The sequence below is a fragment of the uncultured Roseobacter sp. genome (genome assembly GCF_947495275.1).
Taxonomy (GTDB): Bacteria; Pseudomonadota; Alphaproteobacteria; order Rhodobacterales; family Rhodobacteraceae; genus Roseobacter.
Map to the genome: position 1 here is coordinate 355,463 of NZ_CANLYL010000003.1, position 16,474 is coordinate 371,936.

The 16,474-nt window shown below is 55.4% G+C and carries 14 protein-coding genes; 10 read left to right on the plus strand and 4 right to left on the minus strand.

Annotation, left to right across the window (positions count from 1 at the left end; genetic code table 11):
• Window positions 1–28: 28 nt before the first annotated feature.
• Window positions 29–451 (plus strand): thioesterase family protein, encoded by a 423-nt coding sequence (locus Q0802_RS08260; protein ID WP_298916292.1) that lies wholly within the window; start codon window positions 29–31, stop codon window positions 449–451.
• A gap of 21 nt (window positions 452–472) precedes the next feature.
• On the opposite strand, the gene Q0802_RS08265 is transcribed toward Q0802_RS08260, so the two are convergent.
• Complete coding sequence (locus Q0802_RS08265) at window positions 473–1,300, minus strand: helix-turn-helix domain-containing protein (RefSeq protein ID WP_298916295.1); 828 nt, start codon at window positions 1,298–1,300, stop codon at window positions 473–475.
• A gap of 162 nt (window positions 1,301–1,462) precedes the next feature.
• Here Q0802_RS08265 and Q0802_RS08270 point away from each other — a divergent pair, with 162 nt between their 5' ends.
• A complete protein-coding gene (locus Q0802_RS08270; RefSeq protein ID WP_298916298.1) occupies window positions 1,463–2,419 on the plus strand; it encodes a fatty acid desaturase in 957 nt (318 codons plus the stop codon).
• A gap of 49 nt (window positions 2,420–2,468) precedes the next feature.
• The gene (locus Q0802_RS08275; protein ID WP_298916301.1) at window positions 2,469–3,272 is read left to right on the plus strand and encodes an enoyl-CoA hydratase; all 804 of its coding nucleotides are present in this window, start codon (window positions 2,469–2,471) and stop codon (window positions 3,270–3,272) included.
• 42 nt (window positions 3,273–3,314) lie between these two features.
• On the opposite strand, the gene rhaI is transcribed toward Q0802_RS08275, so the two are convergent.
• Entirely contained in the window at window positions 3,315–4,589 is a 1,275-nt protein-coding gene (gene rhaI / locus Q0802_RS08280) for an L-rhamnose catabolism isomerase (RefSeq protein ID WP_298916306.1), read from the minus strand.
• A gap of 10 nt (window positions 4,590–4,599) precedes the next feature.
• Window positions 4,600–6,702, minus strand: a complete 2,103-nt coding sequence (locus Q0802_RS08285; RefSeq protein ID WP_298916308.1) for a bifunctional rhamnulose-1-phosphate aldolase/short-chain dehydrogenase — start codon at window positions 6,700–6,702, stop codon at window positions 4,600–4,602.
• Between the two features lie 176 nt (window positions 6,703–6,878).
• On the opposite strand from Q0802_RS08285, the gene Q0802_RS08290 reads away from it, so the two are divergent.
• The 7 genes from Q0802_RS08290 (at window position 6,879) to Q0802_RS08320 (ending at window position 13,960) form a co-directional block, all read left to right on the plus strand.
• A complete protein-coding gene (locus tag Q0802_RS08290; protein ID WP_298916311.1) occupies window positions 6,879–7,682 on the plus strand; it encodes a DeoR/GlpR family DNA-binding transcription regulator in 804 nt (267 codons plus the stop codon).
• 36 nt (window positions 7,683–7,718) lie between these two features.
• Window positions 7,719–8,711 carry a rhamnose ABC transporter substrate-binding protein gene (rhaS, locus tag Q0802_RS08295; protein WP_298916314.1) on the plus strand — a complete coding sequence of 331 codons (993 nt, stop codon included), beginning with the start codon at window positions 7,719–7,721 and terminating at the stop codon, window positions 8,709–8,711.
• Window positions 8,712–8,792: 81 nt separating this feature from the next.
• The gene (locus Q0802_RS08300; protein WP_298916317.1) at window positions 8,793–10,298 is read left to right on the plus strand and encodes a sugar ABC transporter ATP-binding protein; all 1,506 of its coding nucleotides are present in this window, start codon (window positions 8,793–8,795) and stop codon (window positions 10,296–10,298) included.
• A complete protein-coding gene (locus tag Q0802_RS08305; protein ID WP_298916320.1) occupies window positions 10,295–11,278 on the plus strand; it encodes an ABC transporter permease in 984 nt (327 codons plus the stop codon). The genes Q0802_RS08300 and Q0802_RS08305 overlap by 4 nt, the downstream gene beginning before the upstream one ends.
• Complete coding sequence (locus Q0802_RS08310) at window positions 11,275–12,270, plus strand: ABC transporter permease (protein ID WP_298916323.1); 996 nt, start codon at window positions 11,275–11,277, stop codon at window positions 12,268–12,270. The genes Q0802_RS08305 and Q0802_RS08310 overlap by 4 nt, the downstream gene beginning before the upstream one ends.
• A complete protein-coding gene (locus Q0802_RS08315) occupies window positions 12,267–12,584 on the plus strand; it encodes an L-rhamnose mutarotase (RefSeq protein WP_298916326.1) in 318 nt (105 codons plus the stop codon). The genes Q0802_RS08310 and Q0802_RS08315 overlap by 4 nt, the downstream gene beginning before the upstream one ends.
• Window positions 12,581–13,960 carry an FGGY-family carbohydrate kinase gene (locus Q0802_RS08320; protein WP_298916329.1) on the plus strand — a complete coding sequence of 460 codons (1,380 nt, stop codon included), beginning with the start codon at window positions 12,581–12,583 and terminating at the stop codon, window positions 13,958–13,960. The genes Q0802_RS08315 and Q0802_RS08320 overlap by 4 nt, the downstream gene beginning before the upstream one ends.
• Before the next feature lie 45 nt (window positions 13,961–14,005).
• Here the strand turns inward: Q0802_RS08320 and gyrB are convergent, their stop codons facing one another.
• On the minus strand, window positions 14,006–16,420 hold the full coding sequence (gene gyrB / locus Q0802_RS08325; protein WP_298916332.1) for a DNA topoisomerase (ATP-hydrolyzing) subunit B: 2,415 nt from the start codon (window positions 16,418–16,420) through the stop codon (window positions 14,006–14,008).
• Window positions 16,421–16,474 lie beyond the last annotated feature (54 nt).

Genomic DNA, 16,474 nt, shown 5'->3' on the forward strand with positions numbered 1-16,474 from the left:
GCGATCCTGATGCGTCAGGGTGACCGCTATGGCTCAGATTTTCGCGCATACCATCAAAGTGTTGTTCCAGCATTGTGACCCGGCTGGCATCGTTTTCTATCCCCGCTATTTCGAAATGGTCAATCAGACCGTCGAAGAATGGCATGAGGTTGGGCTACAGCATTCCTTTTCCCAGATGCATCTGGAGTCCGGATATGGGGTTCCGACGGTCTCTATCGGTGCGGAGTTTACAGCGCCCAGCAAAATGGGAGATGTCCTGACCTGGACGTTGGTTGTCAAGAAGCTGGGCCGTACGTCAGCGCATTTGCATATTGAGGCACATTGCGGCGATCAGTTGCGAATGACCGCAACACCGGTGCTGGTCTCTGTTCATATGAAAACAGGTCGTCCCGTGCCATGGTCTGAAAAGATCAGGGATCGCATGCAGGCGTTTCTGAACGTCGAAGGTTGACCCGCTGTCTTTCGGTGAAATTTAACCGCGCACGGCATCTGCAAGCGCTTCGATAACCTCATGAACGCGGTCAGAACCAATGGTCGCGCGTCGCACGAGCCGGTCGAACTGTCGGGAAAATCCACGTACCTGATCGGGGCTGCTGACCATCAGATAAGCATCGCCGATATAGAGCGCCACACGCTGTTTGCCAAAGACGGTAAATGGGGCAGAGAAGGTCTCGGTGCCATCGTAAAGGTGCAACCGCAGAGCGGGGTAGTTCTCACGGCAAACGCGGGCCATGTGCGCAAGCTGTGCGCGACATGTCTGGGCCTCCGCTCCGCGCCAAAGCCCCGTGCGCGCCGACAGATCTTTCAGCGTTTGAATGGGCATGGCGATCTCCACGTCCAGATCGTCGAGCGAAATACGTTCCAGAACGTTCTCAACACCGCCACCACGCGCATCGGTGTTTGTGTCTGCCGCTTCCGGTGACAGGCTTACCATATCCGGCAATGTCGACGGCACATATCGCAGTTTGAAGCCCGAAGCTTCCCGCCGCCATTGATCAAGGGGCGTGGAGCCGTCTGCCTGAACGGCTTTCTCAATATGTACACTTGCGGCAACTTCCTGGCGCCCTTCGGGGGCGTTTTCAAGACATAGCAACCAATCCACGGACACGCCGGTAACCTGTGCTATGCGCCGCAGCATTTCTGCTCTTGGAAGGCGATCAGAATCGGGATTGAGAAACTGGCTGAGCGCAGAGCGATCCATACCTACCGACTTCAGGAAATGACCTTTACCAGCCGGATGGGAGGCGAGCACCTGCGACAGGCGTGATTTGAAGTTTGTGGAAAGATCACGTTTATCCATACAGCGAATGTGCAGTTTTGTTGTAGATACACAACATAATTCTTTAAATGCTGCATATTTAATACAAGAATGACAAATCCACGCTCTTGCACCAATTCCGGATGACCCGAAGAATATGCTTGGGGAAGTTAATCTGTGATTATGCCAGAAGGATGGGTCGAATTGGCGACGACTATAGCCATGCGGGTTCGGTTGGTTGAATGGCCGACGCTGATAGTTGGAGCGCTTTGCTACATAGGATTTGCTTTTGCAACGGCGCAATATGGTTTTTTGGGCCCCTGGTTTGCTGCGCTGATACTGACATTGGCGCTAACGCTTTATTCGTCTTTCAGCCACGAAGTTCTGCACGGCCACCCTTTCAAGGATACGCGCCTGAACACCGCGCTGGTGTTTCCGGCACTTGGACTGGCGATCCCCTATCACCGGTTTCGTGACACCCATCTGGCGCACCATCACGATCCGATTTTGACAGACCCGTATGACGATCCGGAAACAAATTTCGTTGATCCAGCGGTTTGGGCGAACTGGTGCCTTGCCCGGCGGGTTCTCTACACATGGAACAACACCCTCCTGGGGCGGGTCATGATCGGGCCGGTCATTGGATTGCTGTCCTTCTACAAGCTCGACATACGAGCGATGCTCAAAGGCGATCGCAGCATCATCAACGCCTATTTGTTTCACCTCGCCGGGTTGGTTCCTGTCCTGCTTTGGTGGATGTTCGTGGCAGAGATGCCGTTCTGGCTTTATGCGTTATCCGCCTATCTCAGCCACTCGATCCTGAAAATCCGGACCTTCCTTGAGCACCGAGCCCATGAGAAAGCACGTTGCCGCAGTGTCATCATCGAAGATCGCGGGCTTTTGTCGTTCCTGTTCCTGAAAAACAATCTTCATGCTGTGCACCATGCCTGCCCGGGCCTGGCTTGGTATAAATTGCATTCCTACTACGTGGCCCGACGTTCTGATTTTCTCGAACGTAATGGAGGGTACGCCTATCGATCGTATGGTCAGATTGCACGCCTCTTCTTGGTCAGGACCAAGGATCCGGTCCCGCATAACCTCTGGCCGGGGGCTGCGACAGGAAATGATCACCCATCCCGGGACCCGACATTGCCTATCTGATCAATTCCGGTTTTGATGCTCCAAATGTGTCTGCTCAAAAGGATCGATCATGGACCACGTTGACGCGCCTGTATTACTGGAAAAATCCGATGGGATTGGCACGGTCACGTTGAACCGCCCCAAGTCGCTCAATGCATTGTCGGAAGACATGCTCGCAGCCCTGCAATCTACCTTGGATGAAATCGCGACGGACAAAGCCATCAAAGTGGTCATACTTCGCGGCGCAGGGTCGCATTTCTGTGCCGGTCACAATCTCAAGGAAATGACAGCGCAGCGTGGCGACGCGGATGGTGGCCAAGCCTATTTCAACAGTCTCTTTGAGACCTGCTCTCGCATGATGTTGACGATCACGCAGTTACCGCAACCGGTCATCGCGCAGGTGCAGGGCATTGCCACAGCAGCAGGATGCCAACTGGTGGCGACCTGCGATCTGGCGGTTGCCGCAGATACCGCAACATTCGCGACATCCGGGGTGAACATCGGCCTTTTCTGTTCCACACCGATGGTGGCTTTGTCGCGCAATGTGTCACGTAAAATGGCGATGGAAATGCTACTTCTGGGGGAGTTTCAGCCCGCTGCGCGCGCCGTCGAGATGGGCTTGATCAACCAGGCTGTGCCAGAGAGCGAGCTCTCTGAAGCGACCCGTGCGATGGCAGCCAAAATCGTGTCAAAGGCACCCGTCGCCGTAAAGATCGGCAAGGAAGGCTTTTACAAGCAGGCAACAATGAGTTTGGAAGCGGCTTATGCTTTTGCCGGCGCGGCGATGGCGGAAAACATGATGGCCCGAGATACCGAAGCCGGTATCAAGGCGTTTCTCAACAAGGAACCGATGCCCGACTGGGCGGAAAACTAGTCTCTAATAAGTCGTTTTTGCGATGTTTTGGACGACATAATGTCAAACAATCCCCCCGCCGGTGCCGGCGGCAGCAGGACGCTCCGCCGCGACTTTCGCCCGGTAGCCGGAAGCTCGGTAGGTCGCAACGGGATCAATTGCATTGCCTTTCTCAAACCGGGCCATGGCTAAAATCGGCTCCACATCTGTGCGAAACCCGTTCTTCAGCGTTGAAGTGGCCATCAACGCGTCATTGTCCTCCTGATAGGATGCCAAGGCCCCTCGGTCGACCAGAAGCGCCTGGGCGTATGCGCGCTGAACCTCCATGGCCGAAACCATCAGGCTTTCAATCGGATCTGTCACGTTGTGGCTTTGATCGAGCATGTGCATCGGTGCAAAACCTGGATCGGACGCCGCCTCAACCAACTCATTGAATACTAAAAACAACCGGTAGGGATCGATACTGCCGGTGTCGAGATCATCGTCGCCGTACTTGCTGTCATTGAAGTGAAAACCCCCGAGTTTGCCGAATTGGGTCAGTCTGGCGACGATCATTTCGATGTTCACATTGGGGGCATGGTGGCCCAGATCGACGAGGCATTTGGCTTTTGGACCCAGTTGCTGTGCAATGAGCAGGTTTGTTCCCCAATCTTGAACGACCGTGGAGTAAAACGCAGGTTCGAACATTTTATGTTCGGTCAGCAGGGTCCAGTCTGGCGGCAGAGCCGCATAGATCTGCTGGGTGGCGTCCAGATATCGCTCAAACTGGCGGGTAAAATTCGCCTGGCCGGGAAAGTTCGACCCATCACCCACCCAGATCGTCAGAGCTTTGGAGCCGATTTGACGGCCAAGTTCGATGCAGGCGAGGTTATGCTCGATCGCCTGCGCGCGGGTTTCCTTATTGGTGTGCGACAGTGAGCCAAATTTGTAGCTGTGCGCCTGGCCTTCCTGGTCTTGGAACGTGTTGGAATTCATGGCATCGAATACCAACCTGACTTCCTCAGCCTTCGAATTGAGATCCGACGCCGGTTTCTCATCCCATGGAATGTGCAAAGACACCGATGGGGTCGCACCTGCCAGCTGATGGATTACCCCGCAATCATCAAGCTTGTCGAATATGTCACGTGGCTCACCGGGGCCCGGAAAGCGGGCAAATCGAGTCCCGCCGGACCCGACACCCCAACTGGGAATGGCCACACCATAGTTTGCCACCTTTTCCTTGATGCTGGCGATATCTATCCCGCGGCGGTCCAGATGTTCCCCCAAGCCGTCGTAGTTGGCATGAAGTTCGGGTATCAAAGCGTCGTTGCTTTGCGCGATGATGTCCTGATGGATCATTTGCAGCTCCTCACCGGGTAAAGGCCTGAACGTTCCCGGCGTCCACGTTGATGATGTTGCCGGTCGACTTTGAAGACAGATCAGAGGCCAGAAAATAGGCCGCTTCTGCAATATCTTGAGGAAGAACGGATCGTTTCAGCAGTGACCGTTCGCGATAGTGAGCCTCCAGCCCTTCCTTGTCCTTGCCATAAGTCGCTGCACGCTCTTTCAACCAGTCACCAGACCAGATCTTGGACCCTTGCAAAACGGCGTCAGGATTGACCACGTTGACCCGAATGCCCTTTGGTGCCCCTTCAAGGGCCAGGCATCTCGCCAGATGGATTTCAGATGCTTTGGCAGTGCAATAGGCCGATGCGTTGGGTGAAGCGGCCAGACCATTCTTCGATGCGACAAAGACCAGCGCGCCACCCAGACCTTGAGCGTTCATCATCTCGAACGCCGCCCGACTGACCAGAAAATACCCTGTCGAGAGGATCGACATATTCTTGTTCCACAGATCAAGCGAAGTTTCCTCAATGGGCGCTGAACTGGCAATTCCGGCATTTGAGACCAGTATATCCAAGCCACCGAATTCCCGGGCTGTCTGGGCAAAGGCTTCTGCGACGGCGTCTTCGTCGGTCACATTCATGGCCACAGCCCGCACCACATCAGCCGAATATTGTGAGGAGAGGCGTTCAGCCGTATCAACCAATGCATCCTCATCGATATCTGCAAGCACGACACAGGCGCCTTCTTTCAGATATCTTTCCGCCGTTGCAGCGCCGATCCCACCTGCGCCACCAGTCACAAGCGCCACACGACCTGCCATTGATTTTGGCTTTGGCATCCGCTGCAATTTGGCTTCTTCCAGCAACCAATATTCTATGTCGAAAGCTTCCTGTTCCGGCAAGCCCTGATAGGTCGATACGGTTGACGCGCCCCGCATCACATTGATGGCGTTGATGTAGAATTCGCCAGAGATACGCGCCGTGGCCTTGTCCTTGGCGAAGGTGATCATCCCGATACCAGGGATCAAATAGACAACCGGGTTCGGATCCCGAATTGCCGGGCTATCGCTGTGTTTGCACCGGTCATAATAGGCGGTGTAGTCCAGACGGTAAGCGGCTACGGCCTCTTCGAGCCCTTTGACCGTCTTTTCCAGATCTGGATTTGACGGGTCGAAATCTACAACAAGCGGGCGGATTTTGGTCCGCAGGAAATGATCGGGACACGATGTGCCGAGCGCCGCCAGCGCGCTCATATCATTGGCGTTTACGAATTCCAGCACAGTTTCGGAATCTTCGAAATGCCCGACCATATGCTGCTGGCCGGAGATCATGCCTCGGATAACGGGCATCAGCCGCGCGGCGACCTGATCGCGCTCCTCGGCAGGTAACGCCGTGTGAAGCGCGCCACCAAAAGCTGCCACGCCGGCCGAATTTTCGGCAAACCAATCCATGGCTGTCTGGATGGTTTTCAGGGTGAGTTCGTAGCAGTCTTTTGCATCATCGGCCCAGGTAAAAAGGCCGTGGCTTTCCAGCACGACACCCTGCGCATCAGGATTGCGGTCGCAGAAATCGGATAACCAGAGCCCCAGTTCAAAACCCGGTTTTTTCCAGGGCAGCCAACCAATACGATCGCCGAATATCTTCCGGGTCAAAGCCTTGCTATCTTTCGCGGCAGCAATTGCAATAATCGCATCGGGGTGCATGTGATCGACATGTTTTGCAGGAACGTAAGCATGCAAAGGCGTGTCGATGCTGGCGGCTCTTGGATTCAGGTTGAAGGTGCAATGCGGCAGATAGCCGACCATCTCATCTTCGTATTCCACGCCGCGATAGAGCTCTTTCAGAGCCATCAGCTTGCCCATGTAAAGCGTGGAAAACCCGTCCATCTTGATCGACCCGACATCTCCGCCTGAGCCTTTGACCCAAAGCACATCTACAAGGGTTCCGGTAAGCGGATCCTTTTCGATGACCTTGGCAGATGTATTGCCGCCACCAAAATTCGTAATTCTTTTGTCGGAACCCAATAGGTTGGAGCGATAGAGCAGTTTCTCGGCTTCGGACATCTGCTGAGCGCGAACATCATCCCATTTGTTTTCAAGGCTGTCAGCGGGCGTGTTCCTGAGCATCAAACTCTCCATCGGGTGATATCCATTGCCCGACAGGCTGGCGCGCCTGTGTCAAAATGTCAATCACAAACAATCAATATCAGTCATACTGTATATCAAGTTGAGCGCTAGTGAAAATAAATGATTGACAAAAAATGCCCTCACGACGCAGGATGTGATGAGGTTCGGAGGATTCCATGCACGAAAATGATCGACATCGCGTCATTCTCTCGGCGGTTCAGGACCGTTCCGTGCTGACCGTTCCGGACCTTTGTGCGCTGACCGGCGCGTCAGAGGCGACCGTAAGGCGTGACATTAATACGCTGGATGCCCAGAAAAAACTTCGCCGCGTCAGAGGCGGCGCAGAGGCGTTGAACTCCGCGCCTTTTGTGGGGTTGGCCGGGCGCCCGTTTTCGGTCAACGAAACCATGAACATTGCGCAAAAGCAGGCTATTGCCGCTGCCGCGGTGGATATCTGTGAGGACGGGGATGCAATCATCGTCAACGGCGGCACGACCACATTCCAGATGGTGCATCCGCTTGCGACCCGGCGGTTGCAGGTTTTCACCAACTCGTTTCCCATTGCAGAACATCTCCTGAAAAACAGCAAGAATACCGTCTTGCTGTCTGGTGGCATTATCTACCGCGAGCAAAACATCATCCTGTCGCCGTTTGACAATGACGTGACCCGAAATTTCTGCGCGCGCCGGATGTTCATGGGCGCGCAGGGCATCGGCCCACTTGGTCTTATGGAAGCGGATCCGCTGTTGATCCAGGCGGAACAAAAACTGATTGGTCAGGCAGATGAGCTGATCGTGCTGGTCGATAGCACCAAGTTCGAAAACCGTTCGAGCCTTGTGCTTTGCCCCCTGGAAAAGATCGATACGATCATCACCGATGACGGTATTACGGATCGCACCGCCGCGATGCTGGATGCCGCAGATATCAAGCTGGTCGTCGCGACCACCAATGCAATTCAGAAAGAAGGGGTGGCGTCTTAGGCCACCGATCAAGAAACGCTCAAGGGAGGAACCAATATGAGTGTCATGAAAAGAGTACTGACGACGGTTGCAGCCGTGGCCACGTTTGCGGCTGGTGCGGCACAAGCCGAAGACGTCAGAATTGCGCTGGTCGTCAAGGCGCTTGGGATCGGGTTTTTCGAAGCGGCGGCCAAGGGCGCGGAGGAAGCGGCATCGGAGCTGGGAGATGTCGAGATCATCTATACCGGGCCGACAGATACAACCGCTGAAGGTCAGATCGAGGTGATCAACGCTCTGATCGCGCAGAATGTCGATGCGATTGCCGTGTCCGCCAATGATGCTGACGCTTTGGTCCCGGCGTTGAAGAAAGCGATGCAGCGCGGCATCACTGTGATCAGCTGGGATTCAGGTGTGGCACCAGAGGGTCGCCAGCTGCATCTGAACCCGTCGTCCAATCCTTTGATCGGGAACATGATCATCAAGCTTGCAGCAGACCACCTTCCCGAAGGCGGTGACGTTGCTGTTCTGTCAGCGACGACAACCTCGACCAACCAGAACATCTGGATCGAAGAGATGACCAAGGTGATGGGCGATTATCCCGACATCAATGTCGTATCTACTGTCTATGGGGATGACCTTGCAGATAAATCGTATCGCGAGGCAACCGGGCTGATGCAGACATATCCCGACCTTGATGCGATCATTGCACCCACATCTGTAGGGATCGTGGCCGCGGCACAGGCGGTTGTTGATGCCGGAAAAGTGGGTCAGGTGAATGTGACAGGCCTCGGTCTGCCATCCGAAATGGCGGGTGCTATCGAAAGTGGTGCGTCGCAGTCTTTCGCCATCTGGAATCCGATCGATCTGGGGTATTCCGCCGCGATGCTGGCGTATGAAATCAGCAAGAATGGCGCCGAAGCCGCCCCAGGTGCTGAAATCCCAATGGGCCGGATGGGCAGCCTGAAACTCGACGATAATAGTGAAGGCGCCATGGCTGACCCATTCGTCTATGACGCGAGCAACATCGACGCCTTCAAATCTATCTTCTGATCCGGCGCGATCTTGGCGACATCGGTGCCATCCAAAGCGCCGATGTCCCTTTCCACTCTTGCATCCTTGAAGGGCACTCTCATGAGCAGGGCCGCTGTTGTATCGCTGGACGGTATCACAAAGACCTTTCCCGGTGTTCGCGCATTATCTGACGTGACGCTGAACCTCTATCCGGGTGAAGTGACGGCGCTTGTTGGTGAAAACGGTGCCGGGAAATCAACGACCGTCAAGGTTCTGACCGGCATTTATAAACCGGATGCCGGGGTGATACGGGTTGGCGGCAAGGTCACCAGATTTGCCACGGCGCACGATGCAACCCGGGCGGGCATCACGGCCATTCATCAGGAAACAGTTCTGTTCGATGAGCTGTCGGTCGCGGAGAATATATTCCTGGGACATGCACCGCTCACCTCATGGGGATTGATTGACCGCGCAGAGACCCATCGCCGCGCTTCAGAGCTTTTGGCTGAAATCGGTGCTCAGATCGACCCGTCTACACGTCTCAGAGATCTCGGGATTGCGAGCAAACATCTTGTGGCCATTGCGCGCGCGCTCTCCATCGACGCGCGGGTCGTGATCATGGACGAACCGACGGCCGCTCTGAGCCAGAAGGAAATACGCGAACTTTTTGCACTGATCGAACAACTGAAAGCCCAGGGCAAAGCGATCTTGTTCATCAGCCATAAATTTGATGAGATTTTCCACATTGCGGACAACTACACCGCATTTCGCGACGGCGAACTTGTGGGTGAGGGCCGTATTTCGGAGGTGACGGAAGCGGAATTGGTTCAGCTCATGGTCGGACGCGCCGTGGATCAGATTTACCCCAAACGCGATCCGCACCCCATGGAAGACGTGCTCGAAGTTGCAGGCTATGCACATCCAACCGAATTTGCAGACATCGGGTTTAAGCTGCGCAAAGGCGAGATCCTTGGGTTCTACGGTCTGGTTGGCGCGGGGCGGTCGGAATTTATGCAATCCCTCTTTGGCATCACCAGGCCATCCCATGGCACGACAAGGATCAATGGCGCCGAAAAATCCATCCGATCCCCGGCGGATGCCATCGCCAATGGTATTGTCTATGTCCCCGAGGACCGCGGCAAACAAGGAGCCATCATCGGTCTGCCGATCTTTCAAAACGTGACGTTACCATCGCTGGGCAACACCTCCCGGAACGGATTCTTGCGTATGACCAAAGAATTCGAACTGGCGCGCGAATACACCCAACGGCTGGACCTGCGGGCCGCCTCATTGGATCAGGAGGTTGGAAACCTGTCAGGCGGGAATCAGCAAAAAGTGGTCATTGCCAAGTGGTTGTCAACACGGCCCCAAGTGATCATTCTGGATGAACCCACCAAGGGGATCGACATCGGATCCAAGGCAGCGGTTCATGAATTCATGTCCGAACTGGCAGCCCAGGGCCTGTCGATCATCATGGTAAGCTCAGAAATTCCCGAGATTATCGGCATGTCGGATCGGGTGATCGTGATGCGTGAGGGCCGCATCGTGGCGGAGCTTTCGGGAGACGATCTGTCCCCGGAAGAACTCGTGCGCCATGCTTCCGGGATTGTGGAAACCGCCGCATGACGGGACGATGGATCAGATCGCGCGAGAGCATTTTGTCATTGGCCATCGGGCTGATGCTGGTCCTGATTGCCAGCCGTTTTTCCGGGTTTGTCACACCTGCCAATCTGGGTGATGTCTTTAATGATACGGCGCCGCTGATCATCCTGGCCTTGGGCCAGATGGCCGTCATTCTCACCCGCTGTATCGATTTGTCCGTGGCCGCTAATCTTGCGCTGACAGGCATGGCGGTTGCCATGTTGAACACAGCCTTTCCGGGACTTCCCGTGCCGTTCATTCTTGCCATTGCGATCACGTTTGGCGCAGTCATGGGCTTGATCAATGGCGTGCTGGTGTGGAAATTGGAAATACCGCCCATCGTCGTCACTCTGGGCACGATGACGATATTCCGAGGTATCATTTTCCTGCTGTCAGATGGCAAATGGGTGAATGCTCATGAGATGAGCCCAGCCTTTACCGGTTTCCCGCGTGCTTTCTTTCTGGGGTTGCCCGTTCTTTCGTGGATTGCCCTTTTTTGTATCGCAATCATTGGTTTGATGATGTCCCGCACGCCGTTGGGGCGATCGTTTTTTGCTGTTGGCGGCAACCCGCACGCAGCCGTTTATGCCGGTATCAATGTGGGCCGGACGCAATGCGCCGCTTTTGTCATCTCGGGCGCGCTCGCAGGGCTGACTGGATACCTTTGGGTCGCCCGTTATGCGGTGGCTTACGTGGATATCGCCGGGGGGTTTGAGCTCGAAGTCGTGGCGGCCTGTGTCATCGGCGGTATTTCCATTGCCGGCGGCATTGGCTCGGTAGGTGGCGCGGTTCTGGGTGCCGTGTTTTTGGGTATCGTCAAAAACGCCCTGCCGGTCGTGAACATTTCTCCGTTCTGGCAGCTGGCCATCTCCGGTAGCGCTATTCTGGTCGCCGTGGTCTTGAACGCCCAGTCAAGCCGGTCCAAGGGCCGCATCATCCTGCGCGAAGCGGAAACCACCACATGAGCCTTGCAGACCGTCATATTCCCGACCGGCTGACCGGGCGCGGCGCTCAATTACTGCGCAGTTGGGAAACGCTGCTGCTGCTGGTTGCGGTTGGTATCTTTGTGCTGAATTCTTTTGCGTCGCCGTATTTCCTGAATGCCTGGAATCTGTCGGACGCCACATTCAATTTCACTGAAAAAGCCATGATTGCCTTTGCGATGGCGCTTCTGATCATCTCAGGCGAGATTGATTTGTCGGTTGCCTCGATCATTGCGCTTGCATCGACGGCAATGGGACTGGCGATGCAATGGGGTGCCGGCACATCAGAACTGGTACTGATCGGCTTGCTGGTGGGGCTGTTGTGCGGGGCGTTCAATGCCGTGTTTGTCACGGTTTTGGGCTTGCCCTCAATTGTTGTCACAATCGGAACCATGAGCCTTTTCCGCGGCATCAGCTACATTATTCTGGGTGACGGTGCCTTTCGTGGATATCCACCTTCTTTTGCCTATTTTGGGCAGGGATACGTTTTCTGGGTCATCAGTTTCGAATTGGTGCTCTTTGCGCTTCTGGCGCTTCTGTATGGCGTTGTCTTGCACAAGACGAATTTCGGCCGCGCGATTTTTGCCATTGGCAACAACCCCACGGCAGCGATGTTTTCCGGGATCAGGGTACAGCGGATCAAGTTCATTCTGTTTCTGCTGACCGGACTGATGTCAGGCGTGGCCGCTGTCTGTCTGACGTCGCGGCTCGGGTCTACGCGTCCCTCCATTGCCACAGGAATGGAACTTGAGGTGGTCACAATGGTGGTTCTGGGCGGGGTTAATATTCTGGGGGGATCAGGCAGTATTCCCGGTGTCGTTATCGCGGCCTGCGTGATGGGGTTGGTGACCTTTGGACTGGGCCTTTTGAATGTGCCCGGTATTGTGATGTCGATCTTCATTGGCCTGTTGCTGATCGGGGTCATCGCTTTACCAAGATTATGGCGACTATGGTCGCAGAGGCGGAAAACATGAGCGAAAGATACGTGTTTCGCATGCGGCTGCACCCTGGCAAGCAGGCAGAGTACAAGCGGCGTCATGATGAGATCTGGCCAGAGTTGGTCGACCTGCTGCATGACGCGGGTATCAGCGACTACGATATCTGGCTTGACCCGGAAAGCGATCTGCTGATTGGCGTCCTGACGCGGCGTCGGAACCACACAATGGATGAATTGCCAAACCACCCGGTCATGCAGCGCTGGTGGGCGCATATGTCCGACATCATGGAGGTTGCTGAGGATAATGAACCGGTTGCGCAGCCACTCGTGCGATTGTTTCATTTGCCATGACGGGGCCGCGCAACATTGCGGTCATTGATGTTGGAAAAACCAATGTAAAAGTGGCGCTTGTCGATCTTGAGGAACGTGAGGAGCTGGCCGTTCTCACCCGGCCCAATATCGTCAAACCCGGTCCGCCCTATCCACATTTTGATACCGAAGGTCATTGGCGTTTCATTCTGTCGGCGTTGTCCACGTTGCAGGATGATCATGGGATCGACGCGGTTTCGGTAACGACGCATGGTGCCAGTGCGGCACTACTCGCTGAAGACGGGTCGCTGGCAACTCCCATTCTCGACTACGAACACGACGGTCCCGAAGAGAGTGCCGCCGAATATGAGGCTCTGCGTCCTGCTTTTGCGGAAACCGGATCGCCCAGGCTTGCCGGTGGATTGAACGTAGGCGCGCAATTGCATTGGCAGTTTACCCGTGATGCTGGTTTGCATGATCGAACAGCCAGCATCCTGACCTACCCGCAATATTGGGGGCACCGGCTGACGGCCGTTGTCGCCAGCGATGTGACCTCCATGGGGTGTCACACGGATTTATGGGAACCAAGGTCGGGCTGTTTGTCTGAACTGGTGGACAGGCTTGGCATTCGGGAAAAACTCGCGCCCGTTCGAAAACCCGGTGATGTTTTGGGCACGGTGTTGCCGGATATCGCGCAATTTGCAGGCCTGAGGCCGGGGGTTCCTGTGGCTTGCGGAATTCACGATTCCAACGCTTCTTTGTTGCCCTACGTCCTTCGGCACCAACCACCCTTCAATGTTGTTTCAACAGGGACCTGGGTGATCGTCATGAGCATCGGGGGCACTGATGTCCGCCCGGACCCCAAGCGGGACGCATTGTTAAATGTCAACGCGTTTGGGCACGCTGTGCCGTCGGTAAGGTTCATGGGTGGGCGAGAGTTTGACATCGGACAAGGAGACAAGCCTGCCGGGGTGACCGACGCGGCTTTGACCAAGGTGTTGGAAAATCAGATCATGCTGTTGCCTGCAATTGTAGCGGACACGGGCCCGTATCAGGGCATGCAATCCCGCTGGGTCGGTGTGGAACCGGCTGTTGGGGAGCCAACCCGCGCGGCAGCCCTGGCATTGTATCTGGCGATGATGACGGCCACATGTCTGGAAATTTCCGGGGGTCGTGGCGATAACTTCGTGGAGGGGCCATTTGCCGAAAACCAGCTGTTCTTGGAAATGCTTGCTGCAGCAACGGGGCAAAGCACCTACGCTGCCGCTGCAAAGACCGGAACGGCAATTGGCGCCGCTATGCTGTTTTCAGAATCCACGAGGGCTCTTGATGTTAAACGTGTGAAGACGCCGAAACACAGCAAAAATATGCGGCGCTACGCAGAAGCATGGCGCGCGGCGGTCGCTGCTGTCGACTAAGATCTATTCCTTTGCGTTTCATCAACTTGATTTCAAAGGAATAATCTAGAAATCCAGATTCTCGACACTCAGGGCGTTTTTCTGAATGAATTCCCGACGAGGCTCGACCACATCGCCCATCAGCTTGGTAAAGAGGTCGTCGGCTTCCGCCATGTCATCCACCTTCACCTGTAAAAGTGTGCGTGCATCCGGGTCCAGCGTCGTTTCCCATAGCTGATCTGGGTTCATCTCACCCAGGCCCTTGTAGCGCTGCAATGACAGCCCTTTCTCGCCCTCTTGCAGGATCGCATCCAACAGGTCCATTGGCCCGAGAATAGACTGCATGCGGTCTTTGCGGATCAGGGTTGCAGGCAGATTGTAAACCTCCTGCAGGCTCTGTGTGAAGCTGCCAGTGCGCTTGGCTTCACCGCCCCGCAGGATACGGCCATCCAGCGTTCGCACTTCTTCGACACCTCGCAGAATACGCGCCAGCCGAATGCCATGATCCTGCGTAATCCGCCCCTGCCAGCCACGTTCGTATTCGGCGGCAATCAGGTTCAGGCGGTTTGCGACCTTGTCTGCGGTTCCTTGCAGGTCTGCATCAACCACGCCCGGCGCGAAAGCACCGGCAATCGCAGCCTGTTCCAATATGTGACGTGGATAGTGGGTGGGAAAGGCGTCCAACACACGGCGCATCTGACGGGCCAAATCGACGACGCGCATCAAATCCTGCCCGGTGATTTCCTCACCATTGCCCTGTTTGAGCATGGCCCCTTCGATCCCTTGGTTGATCAGGTATTCTTCCATCGCGGCCTGATCCTTGAGGTAAACCTCAGATTTCCCGCGAGACACCTTGTAGAGCGGTGGCTGTGCAATAAAGAGATGCCCCTGTTCGATCAACTCCGGCATCTGCCTGTAGAAAAATGTCAGAAGCAGCGTGCGAATGTGCGCGCCGTCCACGTCGGCGTCCGTCATGATGACAATCTTGTGGTAGCGCAGTTTCTCGATATTGAATTCATCGCGGCCAATGCCGGTGCCAAGGGCCATGACCAGATTGCCAATTTCCTGACTGCCGAGCATTCGGTCAAACCTGGCCCTCTCCACGTTCAGGATTTTACCCTTCAGCGGCAGGATCGCCTGTGTTTGACGGTCCCGACCGGTTTGCGCTGACCCGCCGGCTGAGTCGCCTTCCACGAGGAAAACTTCGGTTTTGGCAGGGTCTTTTTCTGAGCAGTCCTTGAGCTTGCCCGCGAGAAAATTCACGTCCATGGCCGTTTTTCGACGCGTCAATTCACGGGCTTTACGCGCGGCTTCCCGCGCCTGCGCAGCTTCAATGATCTTGGACACGACAATTCGGGCCTCGTTGGGGTTTTCTTCAAACCATTCGGCCAATTTCTCGTTCACCAACCCTTCGACGGCCGGGCGCACTTCGCTGGAGACAAGCTTGTCTTTGGTCTGGCTGGAAAACTTTGGGTCCGGGACCTTTACGGACAGCACGCAAGTCAGCCCTTCGCGCGCGTCGTCTCCGGTGAACGACACCTTCTCCTTCTTGGCGATCCCGGAAGATTGCGCATAGTTGTTGATCGTGCGGGTCAAAGCGCCCCGGAAACCGGCCATGTGTGTGCCGCCGTCGCGCTGAGGGATGTTGTTGGTAAAGGGCAGGACGTTTTCGTGGTAGCTGTCATTCCACCACATCGCCACTTCGACGCCGATGTCATCCCGCTCACCGGTAATGAAAATCGGTTCTGGCATGACCGAAGATTTGTGCCGATCTAGGTACTTTACAAACTCCTTGACGCCACCATCATAAAAGAGTTCCGAACGCAGATGTTCCGCCGGGCGCTCGTCCACCAGAATGATCCGGACGCCGGAATTCAGGAACGCCAGTTCCCGCAACCGCTTTTCCAATGTCTCAAAGGAGTATTCGACATTGGAGAATGTCCCTGTCGACGCCATGAAACGAACCTCGGTGCCCGTTCGGTCGGTCGGCCCCACGATTTCAAGATGCTTGGTGGTAAAACCGCCTTCAAACCGTGCGACGTGCTCTTTTCCCTCGCGCCAGATGCGCAGTTCAAGCCAATCGCTGAGCGCGTTCACAACTGATACGCCGACACCGTGCAGACCGCCGGAGACCTTGTAGGAATTGCTGTCGAACTTACCCCCGGCATGCAGCTGCGTCATGATCACTTCGGCGGCAGATACCCCTTCTTCCTCGTGGATGCCCACTGGAATGCCACGCCCGTTGTCGCTCACTGAAACAGAGGAATCCTCGTGAATTGTGACGGTGACGGCGTCCGCATGACCGGCCAATGCCTCGTCAATACCGTTGTCGACAACCTCATAAACCATATGGTGCAGCCCGGAGCCATCATCCGTGTCCCCGATATACATGCCCGGACGTTTTCGAACTGCTTCTAAGCCTTTGAGAACTTTGATGGAATTAGCGCCATATTCTTCTGGCGATTGCTCGTTGTCGGACATGCCGCTACACCTTCGTATTTTTGCGATTTTATACGATTTTTGGCGCGGGATGTC